Source organism: Mesorhizobium sp. M0029, from assembly GCF_040323735.1.
Classification (GTDB): domain Bacteria; phylum Pseudomonadota; class Alphaproteobacteria; order Rhizobiales; family Rhizobiaceae; genus Mesorhizobium.
In genome coordinates this window covers 16,528-41,649 of sequence record NZ_JAMYVF010000004.1, presented here as the reverse complement: position 1 = coordinate 41,649, position 25,122 = coordinate 16,528, and the positions used below count along the sequence as shown (strand labels likewise).

Sequence of the window (25,122 nt, the reverse complement as noted above, 5' to 3'; positions counted from 1 at the left end):
ATCACCAGATCCAGTCGCCCTTGCCCAGCACCGACACCGCTTCGACGATACGGTTGAAGCTGGCGCGGGCCCGGCCGACCGTGTGCCTGGCCCGGAGATAGCCGTGCACCAGTCCCGGCTCCTCGAACCAGGCGGCATGGCCGCCTGCGGTAAGGATGCGGTCGCGGTAGGCCTCGCCGTCGGACGACAGCGGGTCGCATTGCGCGGTGATCAGAACGGTTGGCGGCAGTTTGGTGAAATCGGTGTCGGCGAGCGGCGACAAGGTGATGTCACCAGTACCGTCAGCGCCGCCGGTGCGGATGTGCTTGTAGAATTCGAGATCGCGCATGGTCAACATCGGTGCTTCGGCGTGCGTGACATACGAGCCCTTCGAACGGTCGCCGCCGAGGCCCGGATAGATCAGCACCTGGCCGATCGGCTTTTTGGCATGGCCACGCGTTGCGTGAGCAACAGCCGCGCAGAGATTGCCGCCGGCGCTGTCGCCGCACAGCAGAATAGGGCGGTCGTAGGTTTTGGCTGCCCATTCGAAGGCACGTAAAGCATCGTCGAAAGCGGCCGGGTGCAAATGCTCCGGCGCCAGCCGGTAATCGATGGAACCCACCTCGTAACCGGTGCGGGCGCACAGCTCGGCGCAGACATCGTCATGGCTGTCCAGGCCGCCGAGGATGAAACCCCCGCCATGGATGTAGAGCACCATCGCCGCCGTGTTCGGGGTAGCGCTGCGATAGATGCGGATCGGGATGTCGTGTGATCGGTTGGCAATGAAAGTCGTTTCCGCCGTCACACCATTGGGATAGCCGGCAAAGAACTCGCGGCACATCCGGTCATAAATCGCACGTTGCTGGGCGATGGTGTAGTCGATCGTATCGGGCGGGTAATAGGAATTGGTCCGCTCGATGAAGGCCCAGGTCTCGGCATCGATGAGGGGTTTGTAGTCGGTCATGCAGCTCCTTTACCTCCCCCTTGATGGGGGAGGTCGCCGCGAAGCGGCGGGGGGGGGGGGGGGGGCGGGCGGCCACCCCCCCCCCGGGCGGCGGGCCCCCCCCGCCCCGGGGGGGGGGGGGGGGGGGTGGCGCATCACCCCACCCCGGACCTTCGGTCCGACCCTCCCCATCGAGGGGAGGGTAAAGAGGCTACTTCCCCTTCCACACCGGGTCGCGCTTCTCCGCAAACGCCCGGAACCCTTCCATACCGTCCTCGGAGCCATAAAGCGCATCGACCGTCGCCAGTTGCCGGCGCGTGACGCGGTTCATGGCATCCTGGAAGGTCAGCGCCTCGGCCACCCGCGCCGTCTCCTTGATCGCGGCAAACACCAGCGGCGGGCCGCTGGCCAGTAGCCTTGCGACCTCCCAGACGCGGTCTTCAAGCTTTTCCTTGGGCAACACTTCGTTGACCAGGCCCCAGCGATGCGCTTCCGCTACATCCATCCAGCGGCCGGTGAGCAAGAGGTCCATGGCGACGTGATAGGGAATGCGCTTCGGCAACTTGATCGTCGCGGCATCCGCCAGCGTGCCGGCGCGGATTTCGGGCAGCGCGAAGGAGGAATGATCCGAGGCGAAGATGAGGTCGCAGGACAGCGCCAATTCGAAGCCGCCGCCCACCGCCATGCCGTTGACGCAGGCGATCACCGGCTTGTTCATGTCGCGCAGCTCCTGCAGGCCGGCAAAGCCGCCGACGCCATAGTCGCCGTCGACCGCATCGCCACCGGCTGCTGCCTTCAAATCCCAGCCGGCGCAGAAGAACTTGTCGCCGGCGGTCTTGACGATGGCGACGCGCAGTTCCGGATCGTCGCGGAACGCCTTGAAGGTCTCGCCCATCAGCCGCGACGTTTTCAGGTCGATGGCGTTGGCCTTGGGCCGGTCGAGCGTGACCTCGAGGATGGTGCCTTCGCGGCGAGTTGAAATGACGTCAGACATTCTTCTTCTCTCCCAGCACCAGCAGCGCGTCGGCAATCCAGGCGCCCTTGCCTTCGGCGCAGACGATCAGCGGGTTGATGTCGAGTTCCTCGATCTCGCCGGCATTCTTCTGCACGAAGCCGGCAATGCCTGCGATGGCGTCGATGGCCGCGGCGACATCGGCCTTCGGCCGGCCGCGATAGCCCTCAAGCAGAGGGAACAGTTTCAGGCCGCGTAGCGCCGCCTCGATATCGTCGCGCGTTGCCGGCAGCATCAAGGTCACGCTGTCGCGCAACAGCTCGACCAGCACGCCGCCAGTTCCCAGCGTCATGACGGCGCCGAACATCGGGTCGCGGGTAAAGCCGACAATCAGCTCGGCGACGCCGTCGCGCACCATGCGCTCGACATAGAGCCCGGTGCCGAGCGGCAAGAGATCGTGCGCCGCGGTGCTGACGGATTCGGCGTCCTTGAGGTTAAGCCTGACAGCGCCGACTTCCGACTTGTGGGTGACGCCAAGCGCCTTCAACGCCACCGGGAAGCCGAGCGCCATCGACGAAATCACCGCTTCGACGGCATTGGCGGCGCGTTCGGCCTTCGGCACCGGCAAGCCGGCCTCGATCAGCCGCGCCTTGGCCTCGGCCTCATCAGGCGTGACATGGTCGCCGCCGGCAGCACCGGCAGCCGATGTGTCGATCGGCTGCGCCTGCGGCTCGGCCCAGGCCCAGCCGATGAAGGCCGCCGCGCCTGCGGCATCCATGGCCTCGGAAATGCCGAACAACGGCACCATGCCGCGCGCCATCAGTTCGGCGGTGTATTCCTCCGGCAGGTTCTCCGGCAGCGACGAGACAATCGCGCCATGCGCATTGTTGGTCTTCAGCGCCGATTCGAAGGCGCGCAGCGTCGCCCACCAGTCGGTGACCGAGCAACGGTCGGGGCGCGGGAAATCGAGCACCAGCATGTTGAGGTCGAAACCGCCCGACACCATGGCGGTGAAGGTGGCGGTCATCGCCGGTTCGTTGTTCCAGATGAAGGTGTGGTAGTCCAACGGATTGGCGACCGCGACCAGCGGCCCGAGCGTCGATTTGACATGGGCGCGGTGCTTGCTGGTGAGCTCCGGGAAGTTGACCCAGCGGCCTTCGGCGCTGTCGGCCATCACCGAGGCCTCGCCGCCGGAGCAGCTCATCGACGACAGACGATAGCCGGGCAGCGGCCCGGTGACATGCAGCAGCTTCAGCGCCTCGATGAAGGCGGGGATGGAATCGACGCGCGCAATGCCGAGCCGCCGCAGGAATGCGCCCGAGGCAGCGTCCGAGCCAGCCAGCGATGCCGTGTGCGAGACCGTCGCCTGCCGCGCCTGCTCGGAGCGGCCGACCTTCATGGCGATGATCGGCTTCTTCAGTTCGCGCGCCCGCGCCGCCAGCTTCTCGAAGCCTGCTACCGAATCGAAGGCTTCGATGTGCAGGCCGAGCGAGGTGACGCGCTCGTCCTCGATCAGGCCGAGCGCCATTTCGGAGAGGCCGGTCTGCGCCTGGTTGCCGGCGGTCATCAGGAAGGCGATCGGCAGGCCGCGCTTCTGCATCGTCATGTTGATGGCGATGTTGGAGGACTGGGTGATGATGGCGACGCCCTTGGCGCCTTCGGGCAGCCGGATGCCGCCATGCTGGTCGGGCCACAACAGCGCGCCGTCGGCGTAGTTGATCAGGCCATAACAGTTCGGGCCGATGATCGGCATCTGGCCGGCCGCGGCCACCAGTTCGGCCTGCAGCCGCTCGCCATCGTCGTCATAGGCCTCGGTCTCGAGAAAGCCCGCGGCAAAACAGACGGCGCCGCCGGCGCCGCGCTCAGCCAGCGCCTTGATCACCTCGATGGTGAGATGCCGGTTGACGCCGACAAAGGCAGCGTCCGGCGCGCCGGGAAGGTCGGCGACCGAGCGATAGGCCTTGCGGCCGGCGACCTCGTCCTTGTTCGGATGCACCGGCCAGATTTCGCCGGCAAAGCCCATCTTGATCGATTGGGCGACGACGGCAGCGGCCTGGGCCCCGCCGAACACCGCGATGGATTTTGGGCGCAAGAGGCGTTCAAGCTTGTGCATATTCCCCGTCTCTTCTTTTTAAGCCCCGAACGGGCGCAGCAGCGCCCGCGAAATGATGTGGCGCTGGATTTCCGACGTCCCTTCCCAGATGCGCTCGACACGGGCGTCGCGCCAGATGCGCTCCAGCGGCAGGTCATCCATCAGCCCCATGCCGCCATGGATCTGGATTGCTTCGTCGGCAACAAAGGCGAGCATTTCGGTAGCCTTCAGCTTCGCCATGGCCATGTCCTGATCGGTGACGGTGCCCTGATCGTACTTCCAGCCGGCTTCGAACACCATCAGGTCCGCCGCCTTCAATTCCGTCGCCATGTCGGCGAGCTTGAACGACACGCCCTGGAACTTGCCAATCTGCTGGCCGAACTGCTGGCGCTGCGCGGAATACTCGATGGCATGACCGAGCGCCCGCTCGGCGCGGCCGAGACAGGTGGCGCCGACCTGCAGGCGCGTGGCGCCGAGCCAGGAATTGGCGACGTCGAAGCCCTTGTGGACCTCACCCAGCACCTGGCTTGCCGGCAGGCGGCAATCATCGAATTCGAGGATGGCGTTGGTGTAGCCGCGATGCGAGACGTTGCGGTAGCCGTCGCGCACCGTGAACCCCTTGGTGCCCTTGTCGACGAAGAAGGCGGTGATCTTCTTGCGCTTGCCGCGCGGCGTTTCTTCCTCGCCCGAAGCCATGAAACAAATCGCGAAATCGGCAAGATCGGCATGGGAGATGAAATGCTTGGTGCCGTTAAGGACCCAGTCGTGGCCGTCCTGCACCGCGGTCGCCTTCATGCCTCGCAGGTCGGAGCCGGCGCCGGGCTCGGTCATCGCCAGGCAGTCCCACTTCTCGCCACGAATACACGGGAACAGGTATTTTTCGCGCTGCTCCGGCGTGCCGGCGAGCAGGATGTTGGAGGGGCGCGCGACGCAGGTCCAGTGCAGCGCATAGTTGGCGCGGCCGAGTTCCTTCTCGTAGAGCAGCCAAGTCACCGTATCGAGGCCAGCGCCACCGACATCGGCCGGCATGTTGGCCGCATACAGTCCGGCTTCGATTGCCTTGACCTTGATCTCCTCGATCAACTCGCGGCGCAGCACGCCGGTGCGCTCGACCTCGCGTTCATGCGGGTAAAGCTCATTCTCGACGAACGCGCGCGTCGTCTCGATGATGAGCTTCTGTTCCTCCGAAAGACCGAAATCCATGGTCCTCAGCCCTTCTTCTTTTTCTTCGACTTTTCCGCCTTCTTCACCGGCTTGGATGCCTTGGCCTTTTCGGCGGCCCTGGAAGCGGCCGGCTTCTTCGCCGCCAGCTTGGCCAATTGCCTGGTATAGTCCTTGTGCAAGGCGCCGGCGCCCCAGCCCTTGCCTTTGTTCTGTTTCGACAGAGCATCCATAATCGCGACCAGATTGTCGTCGCGGATCTTTTCCAGCTCACGGATCGACAGGCCATGCGCCTGGTCGTCCGACTGGGTGGCGATCAGATCGACCAGCTCGTCGTTGAACTCCGGCACGTCCATCAGCTTGGTCCACGGCCATTTCAGGCACGGCCCGAACTGCGCCATAAAGTGGCGCATGCCTGCCTCGCCGCCGGCGACGCGGTAGACCTGGAACATGCCCATCTGCGCCCAGCGCAGGCCGAAGCCATAGCGCATGATGTCGTCGAGTTCCTCGACCGTGCAGATGCCGTCCTTGATCAGCCACAGCGCCTCGCGCCAGGCCGCCTCCAGCAGGCGGTCGCCGACAAAGGCCTCGATTTCCTTGCGGATCACCACCGGCTTCATGCCGATCGAGGCATAGATTTCCTTGGCAACCTCGATCGCTTCGGGGAACGTCTGCTCGCCGCCGACGATCTCGACCAGCGGCAGCAGGTAGACCGGGTTGAAGGGATGTCCGACAACCAGACGCTCCGGATGCTTCTTCATCGCGACCTGCATGTCGGTCGGCTTGATGCCGGAGGTAGACGAGCCGACTATGGCGTTCGCCGGCGCATAAAGGTCGATCTCGGCCAGCACGCGGTGTTTGAGGTCGAGCCGCTCCGGCACGCTCTCCTGGATGAAATCGGCATCGGCCACCGCCTCGGCGATGGTCTTGGCAAAGGTCAGTCTGCCTTCCCTGGGCAGGCCGCCGGGAACCATCTGCCTGTAGGCGCGGCGCGCGCCCTTCATCACTTCCGAGACCTTGCGCGCCGCTTCCGGGTCCGGATCGAAGATCGACACGTCGATGCCGTTGAGCAGCAGCCGCGCCACCCAGCCGGCGCCAATGACACCGCCGCCAATGGCGGCTGCCTTGTTGATGATGCTCATGGTCAGGCTCCGGTTCTTGTCTTGGCGGTTTCGGGGTCGATGAGAGGCACGCGCTCGCCGGAGCGGATCACGGAGGGGTCGTAGGCCTTGCGGGCGAAGACTTCGAGCACGAAGGGCCGGAAGAATTCGGTCGGCAGCGTGTCGAAGTCCGGGTCGAAGCTCGACTGGTCCCAGCGTTCGCAAAACTGGTCGCAATCGTCGAAATAGGCATGGCCGGCGAAGCGGTCGCGAGCATGGCGGTTGCCGCCGAGATGATGCGCGTAATAGAGCCGCTGGAAGTCGCCATGCTTTTCCACCACCCAGGTGCATTGCTCGCGCACGAAAGGTTTCAGGATCGAAGCGGCGTATTCGTCGTGATTGTAGGGAGCGTAGATGTCGCCGATGTCGTGCAGCAGCGCGCAGGCGATCCAGTCGGTGTCGGCGCCGTCACGCCAGGCCCGCGTCGCCGCTTGCAGCGAATGGCCGAGCCTGGTGATCTTGTAGCCCGACAGGCCTTCGTCGAGTTGCACCAGTGCGTCGAGCAGCCGCTCGCCGGTCCTGGCGGCATAGTCGATCTCATGGGCGGTCAGGAACTCATAGTCTTGCCTGTCGCCATCCTTCATCGCAGTGAATTTGACGGTAGCCATGATCCGCTCCCGTCTTAAGCAGCCGCTGCGATCGGCGCCCGCTTGGTGAGGTTGAGCTTCCTGCGCACTTCCTCCGGCCCCAAAATCCTGGCGCCGAGATTGGTGACGATGCTGGCGGCGCGCTCGACCAGCTGCGCATTGGTGGCCAGCACGCCCTTGTCGAGCCAGAGATTGTCTTCGAGACCGACGCGGACATTGCCGCCGGCGAGCACTGCAGCGGCTGCATAGGCCATCTGGTTGCGGCCGATGGCGAAGGCCGACCAGTTCCAGGTCGACGGCACGTTGTTAACCATGGCCATGAAGGTGTTGAGGTCGTCCGGCGCCCCCCACGGCACACCCATGCAGAGCTGCACCAGCGCGTCGGGATTCAAGACCTTTTCTTCGACCAGCTGCTTGGCGAACCAGAGGTGGCCGGTATCGAAGGCTTCGATCTCCGGCTTGACGCCGAGCGCCGTCATCATGCCGCCCATTGCGCGCAGCATGCCGGGCGTGTTGGTCATGACATAATCGGCCTCGGCGAAGTTCATGGTGCCGCAATCCAGCGTGCAGATTTCCGGCAGGCACTGGCGCACATGTTCCATGCGGTTGGTGGCGCCGCCCATGTCGGTGCCTTTTTCATTGAGCGGCAGCGGCGCTTCCGGTGAGCCGAACACCATGTCGCCGCCCATCCCGGCGGTCAGGTTCAGGATCACATCGACTTCTGCCGCGCGGATGCGGTCCGTCACTTCGCGGTAGAGATGGACATCGCGGCGCGGCTTGCCGGTCTCGGGGTCGCGGACATGGCAGTGGACGATGGCGGCACCGGCCTTGGCCGCATCGATCGCCGAATCGGCGATCTGCTTGGGCGAGCGTGGCACATGCGGGGAGCGGTCCTGCGAGCCGCCGGACCCGGTCACGGCACAGGTAATGAAAACCTCACGGTTCATCGCGAGCGGCATGGACATCTCCTCCCCATAGAAACAGACCCTAACAATGACCGACTTGCCGGAAACTGTTTTGCAATTTACGAAGCTCTCGTGATCAAAAGCGAAAAACCGACCATCTTTCGCGCTGAGCGATCGCCGCTCAAGGTGACGCTGCTGGTGTTTTCAGGCTCGTCCATCATGTGCGTGGCGTCGACCGTCGACCCGCTGCGCGCCGCCAACCGCATCTCAGGCGAGACGCTGTTCGATTTCAAACTGGTCTCGGTCACCGGCGAGGCGCCGGTCACCACATGCGGCCTGCCGGTGGCGGTCAGGGGCCGCTTCGATGCGGCCGAGCCGACCGACGTGCTTGTCGTCGTCGCCGGCTTCGGCACCCAGAATTACGCGACATCGGCTCTGCTTTCCGGATTACGGCGAGCGGCCCGCGCGGCTCGCGCCTGCGGCGGCGTCGAGGCCGGCACATGGCTGGTGGCGCGCGCCGGCCTCCTCGAAGGCCGCAGCGCCACCACCCATTGGGAAGACATGGAGGATTTTTCCTCCGCCTTTCCCGGCGTCGACGTGCGTCCGGACCGCTACGTCATCGACGGACCGGTGTTCACCTCGGGCGGGGCGTCGCCGACCTTCGACCTGATGCTGCATCTGATCCGCACCCGGCTCGGCATGGCCGTCGCGCTCGATGTCGCCAGCGTCTTCATCTACGACCAGGCGCGCGCCGCGACCGACGCGCAGCCGCTGGTCTCGCTCGGCCGGCTCGACGGCTACGACCCGCGTCTGGCGCAGGCTATCCGGCTGATGGAATCGCATGTCGACCAGCCGCTGACCATCGACGCGGTGGCAAAACGCGCCGGGGTGACGGCGCGGACATTGGAGAGCATTTTTCGCAAGTCGATCGGCGAGACGCCGGGCGCATATTATCTCAGGCTGCGGCTGGGCGCGGCGCGGCGGCTGGTGGTCGACACGCGGATCGCCATGGCGGATATTGCCGGGCGGACGGGGTTCTCGTCCGCCGCGGCATTTTCCAGAGCGTTTTCAAGAGCGTTCGGCGAAGCCCCGGTCAGGCTGCGCCGAGGTTGATGCATGTCGCCCAAAAGTGTGTCGCGGTTTTGGGATTACGACATGCACAGACAAAGGGAGATCAGGCTGCGTTCTGTCGATCGCTGCCGGCGTCCATCTGCGAGCGCATCTGCCTCGCCAGACGGACTTCAAATCGGCTGCTGACAGCACGATCCCATTCGTTTTTCACGCTGTCGGTCGGCCGCGGCAGCGCCATCAGCCGGTCGATGATCGATCCGGTCTCGCCGGATGAGAGCAGGGCGTCGATTTCGCGTTCATGCTGCATATCGGTTCGCCTCCTTCCTTTTCACCCGCCACAACCGCATCCTTATACGAGATACGTGACGGCAGTTTGAAGGCAAGAGCGAGGTCATTGAGGGGCGCCAAAGGGCAAACCCTTGTCGTCGGATAGGGTCTTGCGCAAACCCCATTCCGGGGCGACCGGAATGTTATCCAGCCACCCTTGAGCACAACGAATCGGCTTTCCGCCCTCAGACGTAGCGGTTGACGATGTTTTCCAGCAACTCCTGGCGGCCGGAGCGTGGCTGCGGCTCGATCTTCTTCTTCACCACGCGCTCGGCGATGTCTTCCAGCGAGCGCTTGCCCGACAGCATCGCCTTGCCCTCGGCCGTGTTCCAACCGGCATAGCGCTCGGCCAGCGGACCCGACAGCGCCTTGTCCTCGACCATCTTGGCGGCTGCCTTGAGGCCTCGTGCGCAGGAATCCATGCCGCCGATATGGCCGATCAGCAGGTCCTGCGGGTCGAGCGACTGGCGGCGCAGCTTGGCGTCGAAATTGGTGCCGCCGGTCTTGAAGCCGCCGGCCTGCAACACCTGGTAATAGGCCAGCGCCATCTCGGGCACATTGTTGGGGAACTGGTCGGTGTCCCAGCCCGACTGGTAGTCGTTGCGGTTCATGTCGATCGAGCCGAAGACGCCGAGCGCATTGGCCAGCGCCAGCTCGTGCTCGAAGGAATGGCCGGCAAGAATCGCGTGGCCCTGCTCGATGTTCAGCTTCACTTCCTTCTCCAGCCCGAAGCGCTTGAGGAAGCCGTAGACCGTGGCAACGTCGTAGTCGTACTGATGCTTGGTCGGCTCCTGCGGCTTCGGCTCGATCAGGATCGTGCCTTTGAAGCCAATCTTGTGCTTGTAGTCGACGACGAGACTGAGGAAGCGCCCAGCCTGCTCCTGCTCGCGGGCAAGATCGGTGTTGAGCAGCGTTTCATAGCCCTCGCGCCCGCCCCACAGTACATAATTCTCGCCCTTCAGCCGCTTCGTGACGTCGATGCAGCTTTTCACCGTCGCCGCCGCATAGGCGAAGACATCCGGATCGGGATTGGTGGCGGCGCCCGACATGAAGCGGCGGTTGGAGAACAGGTTGGCCGTGCCCCAGAGCAGTTTGACGCCGGTCTTCTTCATCTTGGCGGCAAAATAGTCGGCGATCTCGTCGAGCCGCGCGGCACTTTCGGAGAAATCCTTGCCTTCCGGCCGCACGTCGGCGTCGTGGAAGCAGAAATAGGGCGCGCCGAGCAGCGAGAACATCTCGAAGGCGACGTCGGCTTTCAGCCTGGCCAGTTCCATCGTGTCGACGCCGCCAGCCTTGGGAAACCAGGGCCGGTCGAAGGTCTGGCCGCCAAAGGGATCGCCGCCCGGCCAGGCGAAAGAATGCCAGTAGGCGACGGCGAAGCGCAGATGGTCTTCCAGCCGTTTGCCGGCCACCACCTCGTCGGGATTGTAGAAGCGGTAGGCCAGCGGATTGGTCGAATCCGGCCCCTCATACTTGATCGCTTTGATGTCGCCGAAAAATCCGCTGCTCATGATTTCTGTCCTCTCTCGAATAGTTCACCCTGATTACCTCAGGCGTAATTGGTTTCGCTCTCGCTTGGGGTGAAAAGCCTCGTGTCAAAGCCACTCAACGAAGGAGACAGACCATGACCGACCTCAACACGATCGCCCAGAACTACATCACCGCCTGGAACGAGGCCGATGCGGATCGCCGTGCCGAACTGCTCAAGGCCACCTTCACCGAAGACGTCAGCTACCGCGATCCGCTCATGCAGGGCGACGGCCACGCCGGCGTTGCTGGGCTGATCGACGGCGTACAGCAGCGCTTCGCCGGCTTCCGGTTCTCGCTGAGGGGCCAGCCGGACGGGTTTGGCGACCGCATCCGCTTCTCGTGGAATCTTGGGCCGGAAGGCGTGCCGTCGGTTATCGAAGGCACCGATATCGGTGTTATCGAAAATGGGCGCCTGAAGAGCGTCACCGGGTTTCTCGACAAGGTGCCGGCGCAGTGATCGATTAAGGGTGGCGCGAGACACCCCCCTCTGCCCTGCCGGGCATCTCCCCCGCAAGGGGGGAGATTGATAGTCACGCGGACCTTCGCCAACCAATAACGCCGAAAGAAAAGAGTCGGCGCGCAAGCTGCCAATCTCCCCCCTTGAGGGGGAGATGCCCGGCAGGGCAGAGGGGGGTGCCTCGCGCTCCCTCATGTGATTGCCGGGTGCCCCGCGCTCACTCACGCCATGGCGCCCTTGATCGCCGGATACAGCGCCCGGTAGCGCTGATAGGCATCGGCATACGCCCCGCCAAGCGGGACATCCGGTTCGATCGTCGCATCCGTCCTCGGCGCCGTACACACCGCCAGCGGATCGGCTCCGATTGCAGCGATCAGCCCAAGCCTTGCCGCCCCAAACGCCGCGCCGAAATCGCCGTCGGCCGGAATGTCCACCGGCACCTGCAGCGCCGTGGCGATCGCCTTCAGCCAGTAGCGCGAGCGCGAGCCGCCGCCGATCGCCGTCACCCGCGTCAAGATCGTGCCCGCCGTCTTCAAGGCTTCGAGACTGTCGCGGAAGGCGAAGGCGACGCCTTCTAGCACGGCCTGCGTCAGCACTGCGCGGCCGGATTCATGCGCCAGTCCGGTGAAGGACCCACGAATGACGGAATCATTGTGTGGCGTACGCTCGCCCGAGAGGTAGGGCAGGAACGACACACCGCTCGGCGCTTTCAGCGTCTCGCCAAGTTCGGCGGTCAATTCGCCGGCCTTCTTGCCTGAAATCTCCGACAGCCAGTTCAGCGAATCGGTCGCAGACAGGATGACCCCCATCTGGTGCCAGGTGTTGGGCAGGGCATGGCAGAAGGTGTGCACCGCGCTGGCCGGATTGGGCAGATAGGACGCGTTGGCGGCAAACAGCACGCCAGATGTGCCCAGCGACACAAAAGCGTGGCCGGCGCCGACCGTGCCCATGCCGCAGGCCGAAGCAGCATTATCGCCGGCGCCGCCGGCAACCGGGGTGCCCGATGCTATGCCCCAGCTGGCGGCCAGTTCGGCGCGCAAGGCGCCGGCCTTCTCCGTGCCTTCGACCAGCGACGGCATCTGCCTTTCGTCGAGCGATGTCGCCGCAAGCAATTCGGGGGACCAGCGCCGTTTGCCGACATCGAGCCAGGAGGTGCCGGCCGAGTCGGACATTTCTGAGATATGCTCGCCGGTCAGCCACAGCCGCAGGAAATCCTTCGGCAAAAGCACCTTCGCCACTTTGGCGAAGACGGAGGGCTCATTGTTCTTCACCCAGGCGAGTTTCGGCGCCGTGAAGCCGGGGAAGACGATATTCCCGGTGAGTTGGCGAAAGCGCGGGTCGGCATCGAGCGCCGCGGCCTCAGCGTGGCTGCGCGTATCGTTCCACAGAATGCAGGGGCGCAGCACCTGGTCGCCGGCATCGAGCAAGGTGGCGCCATGCATATGGCCGGAAAGGCCGATGCCCTTGACCGCGGCAAGCTCTTTCGGGTGCGAGGCTTTCAGCTCGGCAATGGCCGTCTCGCAGGCGCGGATCCAGTCGGCGGGGTTTTGTTCGGACCAGCCGGGATGCGGCCGCGATACGTCAAGCGAAGCATGGCCGGAGCCGATGATCTTCTGCCCGGCATCGATCAACAGCGCCTTGACGCCCGACGTGCCGAGATCGAGGCCGAGATACATGCATTCCTCCCATTGCCATTAATTTTTTCGGGTCTCGAAAAAATCTGGCTTGCCAGTTTTTAAAACAAGATCCGCCGCGGGTCAATTCTCTGACAAATTGGCGGCGCGTTGCGAAAACAGCGCCGACAGCGGACTGTCCGGCCGGACCAGTGCGCGCTCGGCCGTCAACGCCCAGGCAAGCGCCGTGTCGCCGGCGCGCAACGCCGCCTCGATCAGCGTGAGATCAATCACATCGCGCTGGGCGTGGCTGCCGCCAAAGCGATGGGCAATGGCGCGGATCGGTCGGATCAGGCGCACCGCTTCGCTGTAATTGCCCTCGCCGAATGCCTTGATGCCTTCCGTCAGTGGCTGGCCGACATCCCGGGTGAAGGCGGCGTTGTCGTCGCTGCCGCGCATCGCCTCGTGCTGGGCTTCGAGCAAGATCTTGACCGGCGCTTCGAGACCGGCGCCGACGAATGCCATCATCGCATGCGCATCGTTGAAGGCGTAATTGCCGGCTCCAGCCTTCGGCGCCCAGTTGGCAGCGAGCGCTGCCCAGCGGTCGCCGACATCGACACCGCCGAGATAAAGCCGCCACAGGATCGCAGAGGCGTCGACCATGTTCAGCGCCAGCGTCGAACGCTCGCCATAGATCGGCCCGTCATAGAGCTTGAGCACCTCGTCGGTCTCGCCGAGATCGTAGTGGAACAGCGCCAGATGCCACCAATTATGCACCTGCAGGAAGCTTTCCTTCGTCCACGCCTCGGGGTTGGCGCGCATCCAGGCGATGCCGTCCCGTTGCCGGCTCTGCATCTCCATGACATGGGCGACCGCATGCTGCGCCCAGCCGTCTCGCGGCTCGATCTCGATCGCCTGTCGGCCGAAACTTTCGGCTCTGACATAGTCGCCCATCTCCTCGAGACCGAAGGCCTGCATACCGATAATGGCGTGATAACCTGGCATGCCGCTCTGCCAGGACGGTAGCGCGCGGCCGATACGGTCGCGCAGCATGCGGGCATTGCCGGTGAAGAAGTCGATCTGGTGGCCGACCTGCAACGCCACCGCGTCGAGCGGGTTGTCGATGGCGATATCTTCGAGCAGGCGCGCGGCGTCATGCCAGCGTCCCTCGGCAAGGTGGCCAAGGGCCGCCACATGCGCCTGTTCGCGCGGCGTCGCGGCAAGCGGCAGTGCCGCAGCATGGCATTCCTGGGCGACCGCCGTTGCCTCGCGTTCGGTGGCGAGGCCGAACAGATACCCCTTGAAGACATGCGCCATGACGAAACCGGGATCCGCCGATATGGCGCGGTCAACGGAGCCGACCGGGTCGCCGACGAAGCATTGCAATTCATGCACGGCCTGGCTGTAGGGTGAAAACCCGGCCTCGGTCGCGCCCGAAAACATTAGGCCGAATGGATCTCTTACTGCCATATCGGCCCTGATGCTCCGCAGTTCCTAATTGCCCGAGCGCATCGCCACCGTGGCGATCCCGGCGCCGACCAGCAGCGTGCCGCCGGTGCGGTTGAAGATGCGGATCGCCTTGGGGTTGCGTACGACGTTGCGGGCGCGCGCCGCGATCAGCGCGTAGCCGAAGGCATTGGCGAAGGCGAGCGCCAGGAAGGTCGCTTCGAAGATCAGCATCTGTGTCCAGAAATCGGCTTCCCGGTTGAGGAACTGCGGCAGGAAGGCGACGAAGAAGGTGATGCTCTTCGGGTTGAGTGCGGTGACCAGCCAGGCGTGCGCCATCATCTTGGCGGCCGAGACGGCATCTGTGCGCGGTTCAGCTTTGAGCGCGCCGCCGGCGCGAAACAGTTTTACCCCGAGATAGACCAGACAGCAGGCGCCGATCAGCTTCAGAATGGTGAACACGGTCGCCGACGCGGCCAGCAGCGCGCCGATGCCCAGCATCGACAGGGTCATGGCGGTGAAGTCGCCCAGCGCCACGCCGACGGCCATCGGCAAGGCGGTGCGCCAGCCCTGGCCCAGCGCATAGGACACGACCAGAAGAATGGTCGGGCCGGGAATGATGAGCAGAACGGTGGAGGCGGCGGCGAAGGCGGCCCAGTTTTCGAACGACATCTTTGTCTCCTTGAGCGCAAAGAAAAGGATAAATCCTCGTGTGCGGAGGAATGTAAAGAGCCCTCTCCCAAAAATGCACGGCGGACCATTTCGCCAGATCGCTGCGGCTATTGGCGGCACAGGCTTAAGACCGGTCGTTGGGCCTTCACCCTTTTTCAACCATGTTTGGCGAAACTGCCTGCCATCCGGCCGGACCGTGTTTCCCGCCGACAGCGTAGGGTTGGGTGCATGCGTGAGTTGCCGCAGAATGTGACGCCGCCAGCAAATGGCGACGCAAACGAGACCGAACATCTCTATTCCCGCCGCTTCGTCCTGTCAGGGGCCGGCGCCATGACGCTGCTCGGCATGGCCGGCTGCAGCACTTCGACGCTCGAGCTGCCGCAATTCCAGCTGGATGACACGGTCACCGGCTCGGTGCGGCCGATCCGTCCGGCGATCAGCGTCGACAAGAACGTCACCGGCCCTGATGTCATGTACGCCTCGCTCAACGATGGCGGCTTCGAAGTGCCGGCGGTGCCCTATCAGAAGGTCAAGCCGGAGTTCCGCCGCCAGATCGTCGTCAACGAGACCGGCGAGGCGCCCGGCACCATTGTCGTGCATCTGCAGGAGCGAAAGCTCTATCTGGTGCAGGAGGGCGGCGACGCCATCCGCTACGGCGTCGGCATCGGCAAGGACGGCTTCCGCTGGTCCGGCCGCGCCAACATCCAGTACGGCAAGGAATGGCCGACCTGGACGCCGCCGCCGGAGATGATCCAGCGCAAGCCGGAACTGGTGAAATGGCAAAACGGCCAGCCCGGTGGCCTCACCAACCCGCTCGGCGCACGCGCCCTCTACATCTACCAGGACGGCAAGGACACCGGCTACCGCATACACGGTTCGCCGGAATGGGCGAGCATTGGCCAGGCGATGTCGTCGGGCTGCGTGCGCCTGATCAACCAGGATATCATCGACCTCTACAGCCGCGTTTCCAAGAAGAACCCGGTCGTGGTCGTCTGATCCTGTGCGGCGGTTTGGCGCCGCTGGAAACTCCCGTTGCGCGATGCGGCCAGCTAGGCCAAGGTGCCTTGAAAACCACAGCGCCGGGAGAGATCGAGCATGGCTGGAACGTTTGTCATCGCACAGGGCGGCGGCCCGACCGCCGTCATCAACCAGACGGTTGTCGGGGCCACGCTGGAAGTCCGCAAGCGCCATCCCGGCGCCAAGGTGCTGGGCTCGCTCCACGGCGTGCGCGGCATTCGTGACGGCAACTATGTCGACCTCTCCGCCATCCCAGAGGACCGGCTGCGGCTGATCGCCGGCACGCCGAGTGCCGCGCTCGGCTCGACACGCGACAAGCCCGACGCTGCCTATTGCGAAGTCATCCTCAACGGGTTGAAGAAGGCCGGCGCCGACGCTTTCATCTACATCGGTGGCAACGACACGTCGGGCACGCAGCAGATTCTGACCGACGCCGCCGGCGGCAGCATTGCTTTCGTCCATGCGCCAAAAACCATCGACAACGACCTCGAGGAAAACGACCACACGCCGGGCTTCATCTCGGCGGCCGAATTCGTCGCCGGCGCCTTCCTGTCCGTCGATCTCGATTTCCGCGCATTGCCCGGCATCTATGTCGGCATCGTAATGGGTCGGCATGCCGGCTTCCTCACCGCGGCGGCTGCAGCCTGGCAGCTCGATCCCGACAGCGGCCCGCATCTGGTCTACGTGCCGGAACGGCCGTTCTCCGCCGCCGGTTTCATCGACGACGTGCGCGCCACGCTCGACCGCCACAAGCGTTGCATCGTCGCCGTCTCCGAAGGAGTCAGCACCGCCGACGGCAAGGCGCTGGTCGAAAGCCTGGTGCCGCCGGACAAGCTCGAGCGCGACGCGCATGGCAACGTCAAACTGTCGGGCAGCGACCTGCCGTCAGCTCTGGAACGTGCGCTCGCCGAAGGCCTGCCGGGCAAGCGCGCCCGCGTCGATGCGCTTGGCTACATGCCGCGCGGCTATGTCGGCGCGATCAGCGCCGTCGACGCGCGGGAGGCTTTCGACGCCGGCGCCTTCGCGGTTGCCGTTGCCGGCGAAGGCGGTGGCTCGGTGGCGCTGCAATATGACGGCACGAAAACCGTGCTGAAGAAGGTGCCGCTGAAGAACGTCGCCGGCAAGACGCGCCATATGCCCGACGATTTCATGAAGCCCGATGTCAACCAGCTGTCGGAAGCGGGCATGGCTTACCTGAAGCGGCTGGTGCCGGAAAAATACAAGGTGGGAAAGCCCTTCGTCTGATGGGCGGCCGTTTTGGCGGCACCCGTTTTGGTGGCGAGCGCGTTGTCGGCGACTGGTTCGGCAAGACGATCATCGACGACCGCACGACGATGCTGACCGAGCCGTTCGTGCATGATTTCGTGCGCGCCAACATCTGGCATTTCAGGGGACGCGACGCCGACCTGCTGGTCGACACCGGCATGGGCATCTGCCCGCTGGCGCCTGAGATCGACACGCCCGAGGGCAAGCCGCTCATCGTTGTCGCCACCCACATCCATCTCGACCATGTCGGCTCGCTGCACGAGTTTCCGCTGCGCGCCGGGCCGCGGCACAGTGCCGAGCATTTCGAGACCATGAACGATCAGGTGACCTACGCCTACATGTTCAACAATCTCGACGGCGCCGTTTCGAAATTGCCGGCGCCGGGCTGGACGGCGGCCGACTACAAGATCCCGCCGGCGCCGCTGACGCGCACGCTGGACGAGGGCGACATCGTCGACCTCGGCGACCGGCAGTTCCGCGTCCTGCATCTGCCCGGACATTCGCCGGATTCGATCGCTTTGTTCGAAGAGACGGACGGGTTGTTCTTTGCCGGCGACGCCATCTACGATTCCATGCTGATCGACGACCTGCCGGATTCCTGCCGGCCTGATTATCGCCGTACCATGCAGCGGCTCCTCGATCTGCCTGTCCGTCTCGGCCATGGCGGCCATGGGCCGAGCTTCGACGGCAACCGGATGCGCGAGATCGCCACAACCTATCTCAGGCGCACCGAAGGCCGCTGACGACATTGTGATCGGAACCAGCGTGGCGCCGTGGTCGAGCGTCCGGACAAGGCAGCCGCCAATGCCGGCCTGCAGCCGGGCGACGTCATCGTCGCCGTCGACCAGTCGCCGGTGCGGAATGCGCGGCAAGCCAACCAGGCGATCGCCGGGGCCGGCAGATCGGGCCGGAAGTCGGTGCTGCTTTTGATCGATCGCGGCGACGCGCAAATCTTCGTCGCCGTATCCTTCGCCGCCGGTTGAGACATCATGGCAGGCTCGCCGGACCACCGACAGGCCTGCCGCACGGCCGCCGAAATTCCTGTTGCCCGCCGCGACATCTTCGAGAACATTACGGCAGGCCGGCAATGGCCTGCTAAAAACGGACAGTCAAATGGTCACTCGCGGTTTTTCCTCCGGTCGAAAGCCTCCGACGGAGACCGATGCGCGCATTCCGCCCGGTCAGTATCTCGAACAGGGCTTTCCGGTGCTGTCGGCGGGGCCGACGCCGCGCGTGCGCACCGAGGACTGGTCGTTCACGCTCAAGCACGGGCCACGCCCGATCAAGAAGTGGAACTGGGCCGAGTTCAACGCGCTGCCCTTGACCAAGATGACGCGCGACATCCATTGCGTTACCGCCTGGACCAAGTTCGATACCGCCTGGCAAGGCGTGCTGGTCGACGACATCCTTGCCGATGCCGGTATCGAAGCGCCGACCGGCTTCCTGCTGGCGCATGGCTATGACGGCTACACCACCAACGTGCCGGCCAAGGATCTCACCGCGGGGAAGGCGATGGTGGCGCTCCTTTATGAAGGCAAGCCGATCACTGCCGACCATGGCGGCCCGGCGCGGCTCCTGGTGCCGCATCTCTATTTCTGGAAATCGGCCAAATGGCTGAACGGGCTGCAGTTCACCGAGCGCGACGAGCCGGGCTTCTGGGAATTGCGCGGCTATCACATCTATGGCGACCCGTGGCGCGAGCAGCGCTATAGCGGCGATCCATGAGCGAAGCGCCGCAATCTCCCTGGCAGACGGCGAAAATCACCCGGATCGAAAAGCGGACGCCACGCGTCACCAGTTTCTTCTTCGCGCTGTCACGGCCATTCGCCTATCGCGCCGGACAGCATGTCGATGTCAGGCTGACTGCGCCTGACGGCTACCAAGCGCGCCGCTCCTATTCCATCGCCTCGGCGCCGGAGAGCGGCGCCACGATCGAGCTGGCGATCGAGAAGCTCGACGACGGTGAAGTCTCGCCCTTCTTCCACGACATCGCCGCGGTCGGTGACGAGATCGAACTGCGCGGGCCGCTCGGCGGCCATTTCGTCTGGTCCGATGGGGATGGCGGGCCGCTGCTTCTGGTCGGCGGCGGCTCCGGCGTGGTGCCGCTGATGGCGATGGTGCGTCACCGGACCTTGCGCAAATCGGCGGTGCCGGTGGCGCTGATGTTTTCGGTGCGGGTCTGGGACGAGGTGATCTTCCGCGACGAGCTGATCGGTCTCGGTGACCGCCGCGACGGGTTCGAGCTGGTGCTTACGCTGACGCGCGAGGCGGCACGGCGCCCGTCCGACTATTCGAGGCGCATCGACACGGCAATGGTCATGCAGGCGCTCACGCGGCTGCCGCGGCCGCCGGCGCTCGCCTTCGTCTGCGGGTCGAACACCTTCGTCTCGGCGGCTGCCCGGGCGCTGATCGACGCCGGCATACCAGCGGAAATCATCCGCACCGAGCGCTATGGCGTCTGAGAGGGCCACAGTGGTTCACCGTTTCATGGAGACAGCGAACCGCTCTCAGGCGGGTGAAAACCTTGCCGACAGCAATTGGAACGGCAGCGCGCCATAGGCGGCGACTTCGGCCTCATTGTCCCAGTTGCGGAACTGCCGCGATGGCCGTGCCTCGATCACCAGAGGCCGGCCGGTGTCGTCCACCGTTACCTTGCCGCGAAAGCGCAGCACACGTCCGCCGCCGGCGCGGCTGATCACCATGGAACGCAAGCGGGCGACGTGACCGCTGCCGGCATTGATTTCCATCTCGATGCGGCGGCGGACTGGCGGAACGACGATCCTGACGGTGACGTCCAGCATCATCTCTCCAGTCCTGTCCGGACGCGGCAGGGCCTGAGAAAGCGCGAACGGTTCCGGCGTCGCTCTTGCCTTGCGCAATGTCGGCCTGCCGCGCCAGACGGCAGCAGGCGTCGGATGCTGCAGTCGGCCCTTCTTGCGTTTCAGGCGCAACTGCTTGGCAAAGCCGCGCGACAGCCAGACGAGACCGCCGAAATCGGTGCGCGGCTTGGCCTGCAGCACCGAGGACCAGCGCGACAGGCCGGCGTGATCGGCGTTCGCAACCGTCCGTGCCAGTTCAGCCGGCGGCACTGCAATGCCGATTTCCAGGCTGAGGTAGGACAGCGCCACCGCCGCGGCTACGGCCAGGTGGCGCCTGGCGACGATATCGGCGAACACGTCCCAGTCGACCTCGTCGCCCTCGATGGCGACGGCGCAGTCGACCAGCCAGTCGCTGTGGGTGTGGGCATCGAGGCCGCCATGTGCGATGGCGAGCGCCATGCGGTCGGCCGGAGAGGGAACAAGCACGCGGACGCCATTGAAATCGGCTGACAGCGCCCGCTGCCAGATCGCCAGATCATCTTCCGCGCTTTGCTGCGACCCGTCATAAGCGAGCTGGTGCAGGTCGATGTCGCCGAAACTGCCCTTGAAAAAATTCATCGAACGCAAGGACGCCAGCCTGGTGCGCAGATATTGCGGACTGACGCCGGTGGCGATCTGCCAGTCGCGTTCGCTAAGCACATCGAAGGCGGCAATCATGGCCTGCGGGCGCACCAGTATGTCGATGTCATGCGCCACCCGGCCGCGCTGCGCCGACGCGTTAACGGCGATCCGGCTGGCGCCTTTGATTAGCATCACCGCGCAGCCGGCGTCGATCATGGCCTGTAGCGCCGGCTCGGCCTCGCGCGCAGCCAGCCGCGATTTGGTCCACAGCATCTTTTGCAGGCCGACAAGACGTGGATAGGCCGGATGCCCAGCGAGCTTGCGGCCGAACCTGTCGGAGATCGCGGCCAGCAGCCGATGCTCTCGGAAGGCAACATGGTCGATATCGTTCTCGTCGAGCCAGCGCGCCGCGTAACGCCCTGCCGCTTCTTCATCGGGCAGCAATGCGGCCTTCAGCAGCTGGTCGAGTCCGCCAGTTGGCCATGACCAACCATAGTCCGGAAACCGACGGCCGATACGGCGCATGGCATTGGCCATCAGTCGGCGCTCGCCTTTTTCGCTGCTCGCCTTTGCATGGCCAGCCTTACGACTTCGACATAACCGCGGTCGCGCACGGGGTCGCGTCCATAGGACATGCTGTCGGGCCGGATGCGGCGCAAGGTCAGGACATCGTCGAGCATGGCAAGCGCAAAGCCCGCCTCGCGGGCACGGGCGATCCAGTCGACCATGTCGCCGCGACCGCCTTGCGGGTCGATGATCGGACCGACGGCCTCGGCTACCTCCCGGCGGATCATCATCGTCGTGCGCGACCAGCCCGCCACCGCCACGTCCTGTTGCACATCGGGCTTGTCATCGCGAAACGTCCGCCAGTGGGCAAAGACTCCTGCCGTCGCGGGAAACCGCTCGAAATGCTCCAGCTGCCTTTCGATCTTGGTCGGCAGCCACAGATCGTCCGCATCGAGCGTGGCGACGAAGGGCGTCGCCAGCGCGGCGATGCCCCTGGTGGTGGCGCTGCCTGGTCCGGCATTGTCCTGGCGCAACACCCGCACCGGCATGCCCAGCGCATTGACCACCGCGACCGTATCGTCGGTCGAGCCGTCATCGACGACGATTATGGCGTCGGGCTGGACCGTCTGGGCCGCGACCGATCGCAGCGTCTCGGCGATGGTGGCGGTCGCGTTGAAGGCCGGAATGACGACGCCGTAGCTGGCCATCACAGGAAACGCCAATTCGCAAGTTCCTTGAAATCGAAGATGCCGTCGACAGGGTGCAAGGAGCGGTCGGCCTCGCGCCGTTTCATCGACTTGTAGACGGCGCGCATGAATTCGCGAAAAGGAACATCGGCCTGCCTGGTCATGTTGCCGGGATGGCGCCGGTAATAGAGCGCAACAGTGTCGGGCATCGTGAATTTCGGCCCGGTTTCGAAAGTGCGCAGCAGATAGTCGGTGTCCTCGGCCTGGTGGAAATCCTCGTCGAAGCTGCCGATGCGTTCGACCAATCGCCGGACGAAGATAGCGGGAGACAGGTGAATGCCGCGAACCGTCACCGAGTGGCTGTCGGCTGTCGGCTCCAGCGTATCGTTATCTATGTCGTCGACCAGCGTCATGCGCGAATAGGTGAGCTCGAGGGTGCGGTCTGCGTCGAAACAGGCCAGATCCGCCTTGAAGCGGCCCGGCGGGGAAATGTCGTCGGAATCGAGAAACGATACCAGCCCGGTCTGCGGCAGCAATTGCCGCAAGCCCGCGTTGCGTGCCCGCGTCACCCCGGCATTCTGCTGCTGGAAAAGGCGAATGCACGGCGCCTCCGCGATCAGCGAGCGCACGACCGCCGCCGAACTGTCGGTCGAACCGTCATCGATAACGATGATGTCGAGATCGGCGGCGTCGCGCTGCCTCAGCAGCGAGCGCAGCGCCGAGCCGACATGGCGTTCGCGGTTGTAGACCGGCATGATCACGCTCAGCTTCACGCACGCATTCCAGGCTGTTATCTGTTCATTCTTTCACCACTCTGCCGGGCGCTTGATCTCGAAAAGCCCCTCGACCGGGCGCCGCGACGGATCGGCCTTGCGCCGCCGCAAGGATTTCTGAATCACACGCAGATATTCGCGCACCGCCACATCCCTTTGCTTGGTCAAATTGCCGGGGTGGCGCCGGTAGTATACCGCGACGGTGTCGGGAAAAATGTGCTTCGGGCTGGTTTCGAAAATGCGCAGCAGATAGTCGGCGTCTTCGCCCTGCCGGAACTCCTCGTCGAAAGCACCTGTACGGTCGATGAGTGCCCTGCGGAATATCCCGGCGCTAAGGCTGACGCCGCGCACGGTAGGACCTGCGCCGCCCGGCGCCGGCTGCAGGGCTTCGTCATCCATGAGATCGACGCGCGTCATCAGCGAGTAGGTCAGCTCGAGCGCAGGGTCGGCCGCGAACAGGGGTAGGCCAGCCTTGAATCGTCCAGCCGGCGAGACGTCGTCCGAATCCAGGAACGACACCAGTTCGGTTTGCGGCAGCAACTGCTTCAGCCCTGTGTTGCGCGCGTTGGCCACGCCCTGGTTGGCCTGCTGGAACAGGCGGATGCACGACGCTTCCCGCATGATGGCGCGGACGGCTTCAACGGAGCTGTCCGTCGAGCCGTCGTCGACAACGATGATATCGAGATCGGCATCGTCGCGTTGCCTGAGCAGGGACCGCAACGTCGAAACGACATAGATCTCCCGATTGTAGACCGGCACGATGACGCTCAACTTCATGCGGCGCCCCGAAGGACGAAATCCGCAATCGTGCCGGCGATCTCGCGCGGCTCGGTCCCCAGCGACAGCCGGTAGCATGGCAGATCGCGGGTAAGCTCGCTGAAAAAGCGAAAGCCCGCTTCCCGTTCGCCCGGCATCTGCACGATGCCGGACGGCGCCAGGGCAATCATGGCATCCTTGCGCGATATGGGCATGACCGAGCTTCTCGCACCTCCCCTGATATGGGCACTATCAAAGCAATAATGTCCAGACTTGCAGGAGTTGGTCGAGGCGCGATCTCGTCGATGTGAAAGGCATGCTTGCCTTGCCAGTTCAGCGGTTGGTACGACTCTAGCCGCTCCTCCAGCTTCAGCCGCCTGAAGCCCTCCGGATCCTGCTTGAGCGTGGCAAACAGCGGATAGGCCGTCACCCCCTCGGTCCGGTCGATCAGCACATAGTCGTCGCCGACGCTATCGAGCCCATTGAGCAGGCCGGCGACGACCGTTCCCGATTTGCCGGCTCCGCCAGAGCCCGCCAGCAGCACGCCCTTGCCATCGATGCCCAGCGTGCCGGCATGGGTAAGCCGCATGCCGCGCGCCGCATATTCCCAATGCAGGAAGGCGCGCAGCGGCGCCCCTTGTTCCCATGGCGGAAAGGCCTTGGCCGACATCATCAGCTGCGCCCCGACATGGCGTTGCGGATCATGGAACTGCCAGAAGTCGAGGTCATGATAGTAGCTGCCGCGCAATCCGGCCTCTTCCAGCCGGTTGGCAAAGGCATGATGGTTGTAATCGCCTCGGCCCCAGGTGCCCGGGGCGGGGACGCCATCGATGCCCGGGTGGGCGACGAAAATGCGGCAGCCGTCAGATGCAGACGGATTGCCCGGAGCCGGTATGAAGGCATGGCCGATGGTATCTGCCAGCGTGCCATGGTCGAGATGGACACTCAGGTCCAGCCCCGGCAACCGGACGCTGGCGGCAACGGGATAGAAGGCGGCGGCGCTTTCCGCGGCCGCCAGCACATGGCGGGCATAATCCGGCAGGGTTTGCAGCGTGATCAAAGGCATGTGTTGGTTGTTCAGCGTCCAGAATTGCGCCGGGTCGCCTGATGCATGTCGCTCGGGGCGGCCCCGGTTTTGAGACGACGATATGCATAAAATCAAAGATCTAAGCGCGTCGCCTGAGTCCGTTCAAACGCGACGCGCTTTAGGGAAACGATTATGCCTGTTTCACCGCCGGCCAGCCGAGAGGTTCCTCGACCTCATGGATCGGGTCGACAATGATGAGATCGGCAAGGTCGTCATGGACCTCGACCTTGAGCGGCTCATTGCTGGCAGCAAGCGCGGCCGACAGCTCGCCTGAAAGCGGTTGCGCCGGTGTTTCGGCTGGCGCAAGCAACCCGAAATCGAGCAGTCGGGCAACGAAGCTTTCGAGGTCGGCCAGGCTTATTTTTGCGGCGCCCGCGGCAGCTCCGACCAGCGCTTCAGTGGCGACGCCGGACGACAAAGCCTGCCAGACCCGGCTGCCGGAATTGGAAAAGCCGAAATACTTGCCGTTCGAAAGATCGAGAACGACGGCTTCGCCATCGAATGATTCGAAAACGATGTCCTTGCTTGCGACCGCGTAGACCCGCTGTTGCATCGCTCTGTCCCCCGTCCCATGCGCCCATGAAGGGATGCGCCGGTTTCGCGGTCTGCCAAGCCCTTCCTAAGTGCGTCTAAATCACTCGGCCCATGCTTGGCAAGACAAAGACCCGCGAACACAACGCCTGCGTCGGCGACCG

27 protein-coding genes are annotated in these 25,122 nt (G+C 64.5%); 8 read left to right on the top strand and 19 right to left on the bottom strand.

Annotated elements, in window-relative coordinates:
* Position 1 precedes the first annotated feature (1 nt).
* From NKJ76_RS08445 to bcoG, 7 genes are all read right to left on the bottom strand, one after another.
* A complete protein-coding gene (locus tag NKJ76_RS08445) occupies positions 2–943 on the bottom strand; it encodes an alpha/beta hydrolase (RefSeq protein WP_023703609.1) in 942 nt (313 codons plus the stop codon).
* A gap of 190 nt (positions 944–1,133) precedes the next feature.
* A complete protein-coding gene (locus NKJ76_RS08440) occupies positions 1,134–1,916 on the bottom strand; it encodes a carnitinyl-CoA dehydratase (RefSeq protein WP_023696923.1) in 783 nt (260 codons plus the stop codon).
* Positions 1,909–3,987: an acetate--CoA ligase family protein gene (locus tag NKJ76_RS08435; RefSeq protein WP_023703610.1), complete on the bottom strand. Its 2,079-nt coding sequence runs from the start codon at positions 3,985–3,987 to the stop codon at positions 1,909–1,911. Before NKJ76_RS08435 ends, NKJ76_RS08440 begins: the two co-directional genes overlap by 8 nt.
* An 18-nt stretch (positions 3,988–4,005) precedes the next feature.
* Entirely contained in the window at positions 4,006–5,169 is a 1,164-nt protein-coding gene (locus tag NKJ76_RS08430; protein WP_352537196.1) for an acyl-CoA dehydrogenase family protein, read from the bottom strand.
* Between the two features lie 5 nt (positions 5,170–5,174).
* Positions 5,175–6,269: a 3-hydroxyacyl-CoA dehydrogenase NAD-binding domain-containing protein gene (locus tag NKJ76_RS08425; protein ID WP_352537195.1), complete on the bottom strand. Its 1,095-nt coding sequence runs from the start codon at positions 6,267–6,269 to the stop codon at positions 5,175–5,177.
* A gap of 2 nt (positions 6,270–6,271) precedes the next feature.
* On the bottom strand, positions 6,272–6,895 hold the full coding sequence (locus NKJ76_RS08420) for an HD domain-containing protein (RefSeq protein WP_352537194.1): 624 nt from the start codon (positions 6,893–6,895) through the stop codon (positions 6,272–6,274).
* 14 nt (positions 6,896–6,909) lie between these two features.
* Complete coding sequence (gene bcoG, locus NKJ76_RS08415) at positions 6,910–7,833, bottom strand: 3-dehydrocarnitine:acetyl-CoA trimethylamine transferase BcoG (protein WP_023668863.1); 924 nt, start codon at positions 7,831–7,833, stop codon at positions 6,910–6,912.
* 78 nt (positions 7,834–7,911) lie between these two features.
* On the opposite strand from bcoG, the gene NKJ76_RS08410 reads away from it, so the two are divergent.
* Complete coding sequence (locus tag NKJ76_RS08410) at positions 7,912–8,892, top strand: GlxA family transcriptional regulator (RefSeq protein WP_023668864.1); 981 nt, start codon at positions 7,912–7,914, stop codon at positions 8,890–8,892.
* A 61-nt stretch (positions 8,893–8,953) separates the two neighbouring features.
* On the opposite strand, the gene NKJ76_RS08405 is transcribed toward NKJ76_RS08410, so the two are convergent.
* Complete coding sequence (locus NKJ76_RS08405; RefSeq protein ID WP_023668865.1) at positions 8,954–9,157, bottom strand: hypothetical protein; 204 nt, start codon at positions 9,155–9,157, stop codon at positions 8,954–8,956.
* Positions 9,158–9,362: 205 nt separating this feature from the next.
* Complete coding sequence (gene xylA, locus NKJ76_RS08400; RefSeq protein ID WP_352537193.1) at positions 9,363–10,688, bottom strand: xylose isomerase; 1,326 nt, start codon at positions 10,686–10,688, stop codon at positions 9,363–9,365.
* A gap of 113 nt (positions 10,689–10,801) precedes the next feature.
* Between xylA and NKJ76_RS08395 the strand changes: the two genes are divergently transcribed.
* The gene (locus tag NKJ76_RS08395) at positions 10,802–11,164 is read left to right on the top strand and encodes a nuclear transport factor 2 family protein (RefSeq protein ID WP_023806199.1); all 363 of its coding nucleotides are present in this window, start codon (positions 10,802–10,804) and stop codon (positions 11,162–11,164) included.
* A gap of 221 nt (positions 11,165–11,385) precedes the next feature.
* On the opposite strand, the gene xylB is transcribed toward NKJ76_RS08395, so the two are convergent.
* The 3 genes from xylB to NKJ76_RS08380 form a co-directional block, all read right to left on the bottom strand.
* Positions 11,386–12,840, bottom strand: a complete 1,455-nt coding sequence (gene xylB, locus NKJ76_RS08390; protein WP_352537192.1) for a xylulokinase — start codon at positions 12,838–12,840, stop codon at positions 11,386–11,388.
* An 81-nt stretch (positions 12,841–12,921) separates the two neighbouring features.
* Positions 12,922–14,247, bottom strand: coding sequence for a tetratricopeptide repeat protein (locus tag NKJ76_RS08385; RefSeq protein WP_027049239.1), 1,326 nt, complete (start codon positions 14,245–14,247; stop codon positions 12,922–12,924).
* Between the two features lie 24 nt (positions 14,248–14,271).
* Positions 14,272–14,895, bottom strand: coding sequence for a LysE family translocator (locus NKJ76_RS08380; RefSeq protein ID WP_352537191.1), 624 nt, complete (start codon positions 14,893–14,895; stop codon positions 14,272–14,274).
* Between the two features lie 228 nt (positions 14,896–15,123).
* Here NKJ76_RS08380 and NKJ76_RS08375 point away from each other — a divergent pair, with 228 nt between their 5' ends.
* The 6 genes from NKJ76_RS08375 (at position 15,124) to NKJ76_RS08350 (ending at position 19,640) form a co-directional block, all read left to right on the top strand.
* Positions 15,124–15,891: a L,D-transpeptidase gene (locus NKJ76_RS08375; RefSeq protein WP_023668871.1), complete on the top strand. Its 768-nt coding sequence runs from the start codon at positions 15,124–15,126 to the stop codon at positions 15,889–15,891.
* Between the two features lie 99 nt (positions 15,892–15,990).
* Entirely contained in the window at positions 15,991–17,157 is a 1,167-nt protein-coding gene (locus tag NKJ76_RS08370) for a diphosphate--fructose-6-phosphate 1-phosphotransferase (RefSeq protein WP_023756519.1), read from the top strand.
* Positions 17,157–17,921 (top strand): MBL fold metallo-hydrolase, encoded by a 765-nt coding sequence (locus tag NKJ76_RS08365; RefSeq protein ID WP_050588119.1) that lies wholly within the window; start codon positions 17,157–17,159, stop codon positions 17,919–17,921. Before NKJ76_RS08370 ends, NKJ76_RS08365 begins: the two co-directional genes overlap by 1 nt.
* Positions 17,922–17,951: 30 nt before the next feature.
* A complete protein-coding gene (locus NKJ76_RS08360; RefSeq protein WP_502902282.1) occupies positions 17,952–18,161 on the top strand; it encodes a PDZ domain-containing protein in 210 nt (69 codons plus the stop codon).
* Between the two features lie 130 nt (positions 18,162–18,291).
* On the top strand, positions 18,292–18,903 hold the full coding sequence (locus NKJ76_RS08355) for a sulfite oxidase-like oxidoreductase (RefSeq protein ID WP_023684287.1): 612 nt from the start codon (positions 18,292–18,294) through the stop codon (positions 18,901–18,903).
* On the top strand, positions 18,900–19,640 hold the full coding sequence (locus tag NKJ76_RS08350; RefSeq protein WP_023752436.1) for an FAD-binding oxidoreductase: 741 nt from the start codon (positions 18,900–18,902) through the stop codon (positions 19,638–19,640). The genes NKJ76_RS08355 and NKJ76_RS08350 overlap by 4 nt, the downstream gene beginning before the upstream one ends.
* A 45-nt stretch (positions 19,641–19,685) precedes the next feature.
* On the opposite strand, the gene NKJ76_RS08345 is transcribed toward NKJ76_RS08350, so the two are convergent.
* The 7 genes from NKJ76_RS08345 to NKJ76_RS08315 form a co-directional block, all read right to left on the bottom strand.
* Positions 19,686–21,155 carry a nucleotidyltransferase family protein gene (locus NKJ76_RS08345; RefSeq protein WP_352537190.1) on the bottom strand — a complete coding sequence of 490 codons (1,470 nt, stop codon included), beginning with the start codon at positions 21,153–21,155 and terminating at the stop codon, positions 19,686–19,688.
* Positions 21,155–21,847 (bottom strand): glycosyltransferase family 2 protein, encoded by a 693-nt coding sequence (locus NKJ76_RS08340; protein ID WP_245261955.1) that lies wholly within the window; start codon positions 21,845–21,847, stop codon positions 21,155–21,157. Before NKJ76_RS08340 ends, NKJ76_RS08345 begins: the two co-directional genes overlap by 1 nt.
* On the bottom strand, positions 21,832–22,584 hold the full coding sequence (locus tag NKJ76_RS08335; protein WP_352537189.1) for a glycosyltransferase family 2 protein: 753 nt from the start codon (positions 22,582–22,584) through the stop codon (positions 21,832–21,834). The genes NKJ76_RS08340 and NKJ76_RS08335 overlap by 16 nt, the downstream gene beginning before the upstream one ends.
* A 33-nt stretch (positions 22,585–22,617) precedes the next feature.
* Positions 22,618–23,361, bottom strand: a complete 744-nt coding sequence (locus tag NKJ76_RS08330; protein WP_352537188.1) for a glycosyltransferase family 2 protein — start codon at positions 23,359–23,361, stop codon at positions 22,618–22,620.
* On the bottom strand, positions 23,358–23,555 hold the full coding sequence (locus NKJ76_RS08325) for a hypothetical protein (RefSeq protein WP_352537187.1): 198 nt from the start codon (positions 23,553–23,555) through the stop codon (positions 23,358–23,360). The genes NKJ76_RS08330 and NKJ76_RS08325 overlap by 4 nt, the downstream gene beginning before the upstream one ends.
* Positions 23,528–24,406: a serine kinase gene (locus NKJ76_RS08320; protein ID WP_352537186.1), complete on the bottom strand. Its 879-nt coding sequence runs from the start codon at positions 24,404–24,406 to the stop codon at positions 23,528–23,530. Before NKJ76_RS08320 ends, NKJ76_RS08325 begins: the two co-directional genes overlap by 28 nt.
* A 151-nt stretch (positions 24,407–24,557) precedes the next feature.
* Entirely contained in the window at positions 24,558–24,980 is a 423-nt protein-coding gene (locus NKJ76_RS08315; RefSeq protein ID WP_352537185.1) for a PqqD family protein, read from the bottom strand.
* Positions 24,981–25,122: the final 142 nt, after the last annotated feature.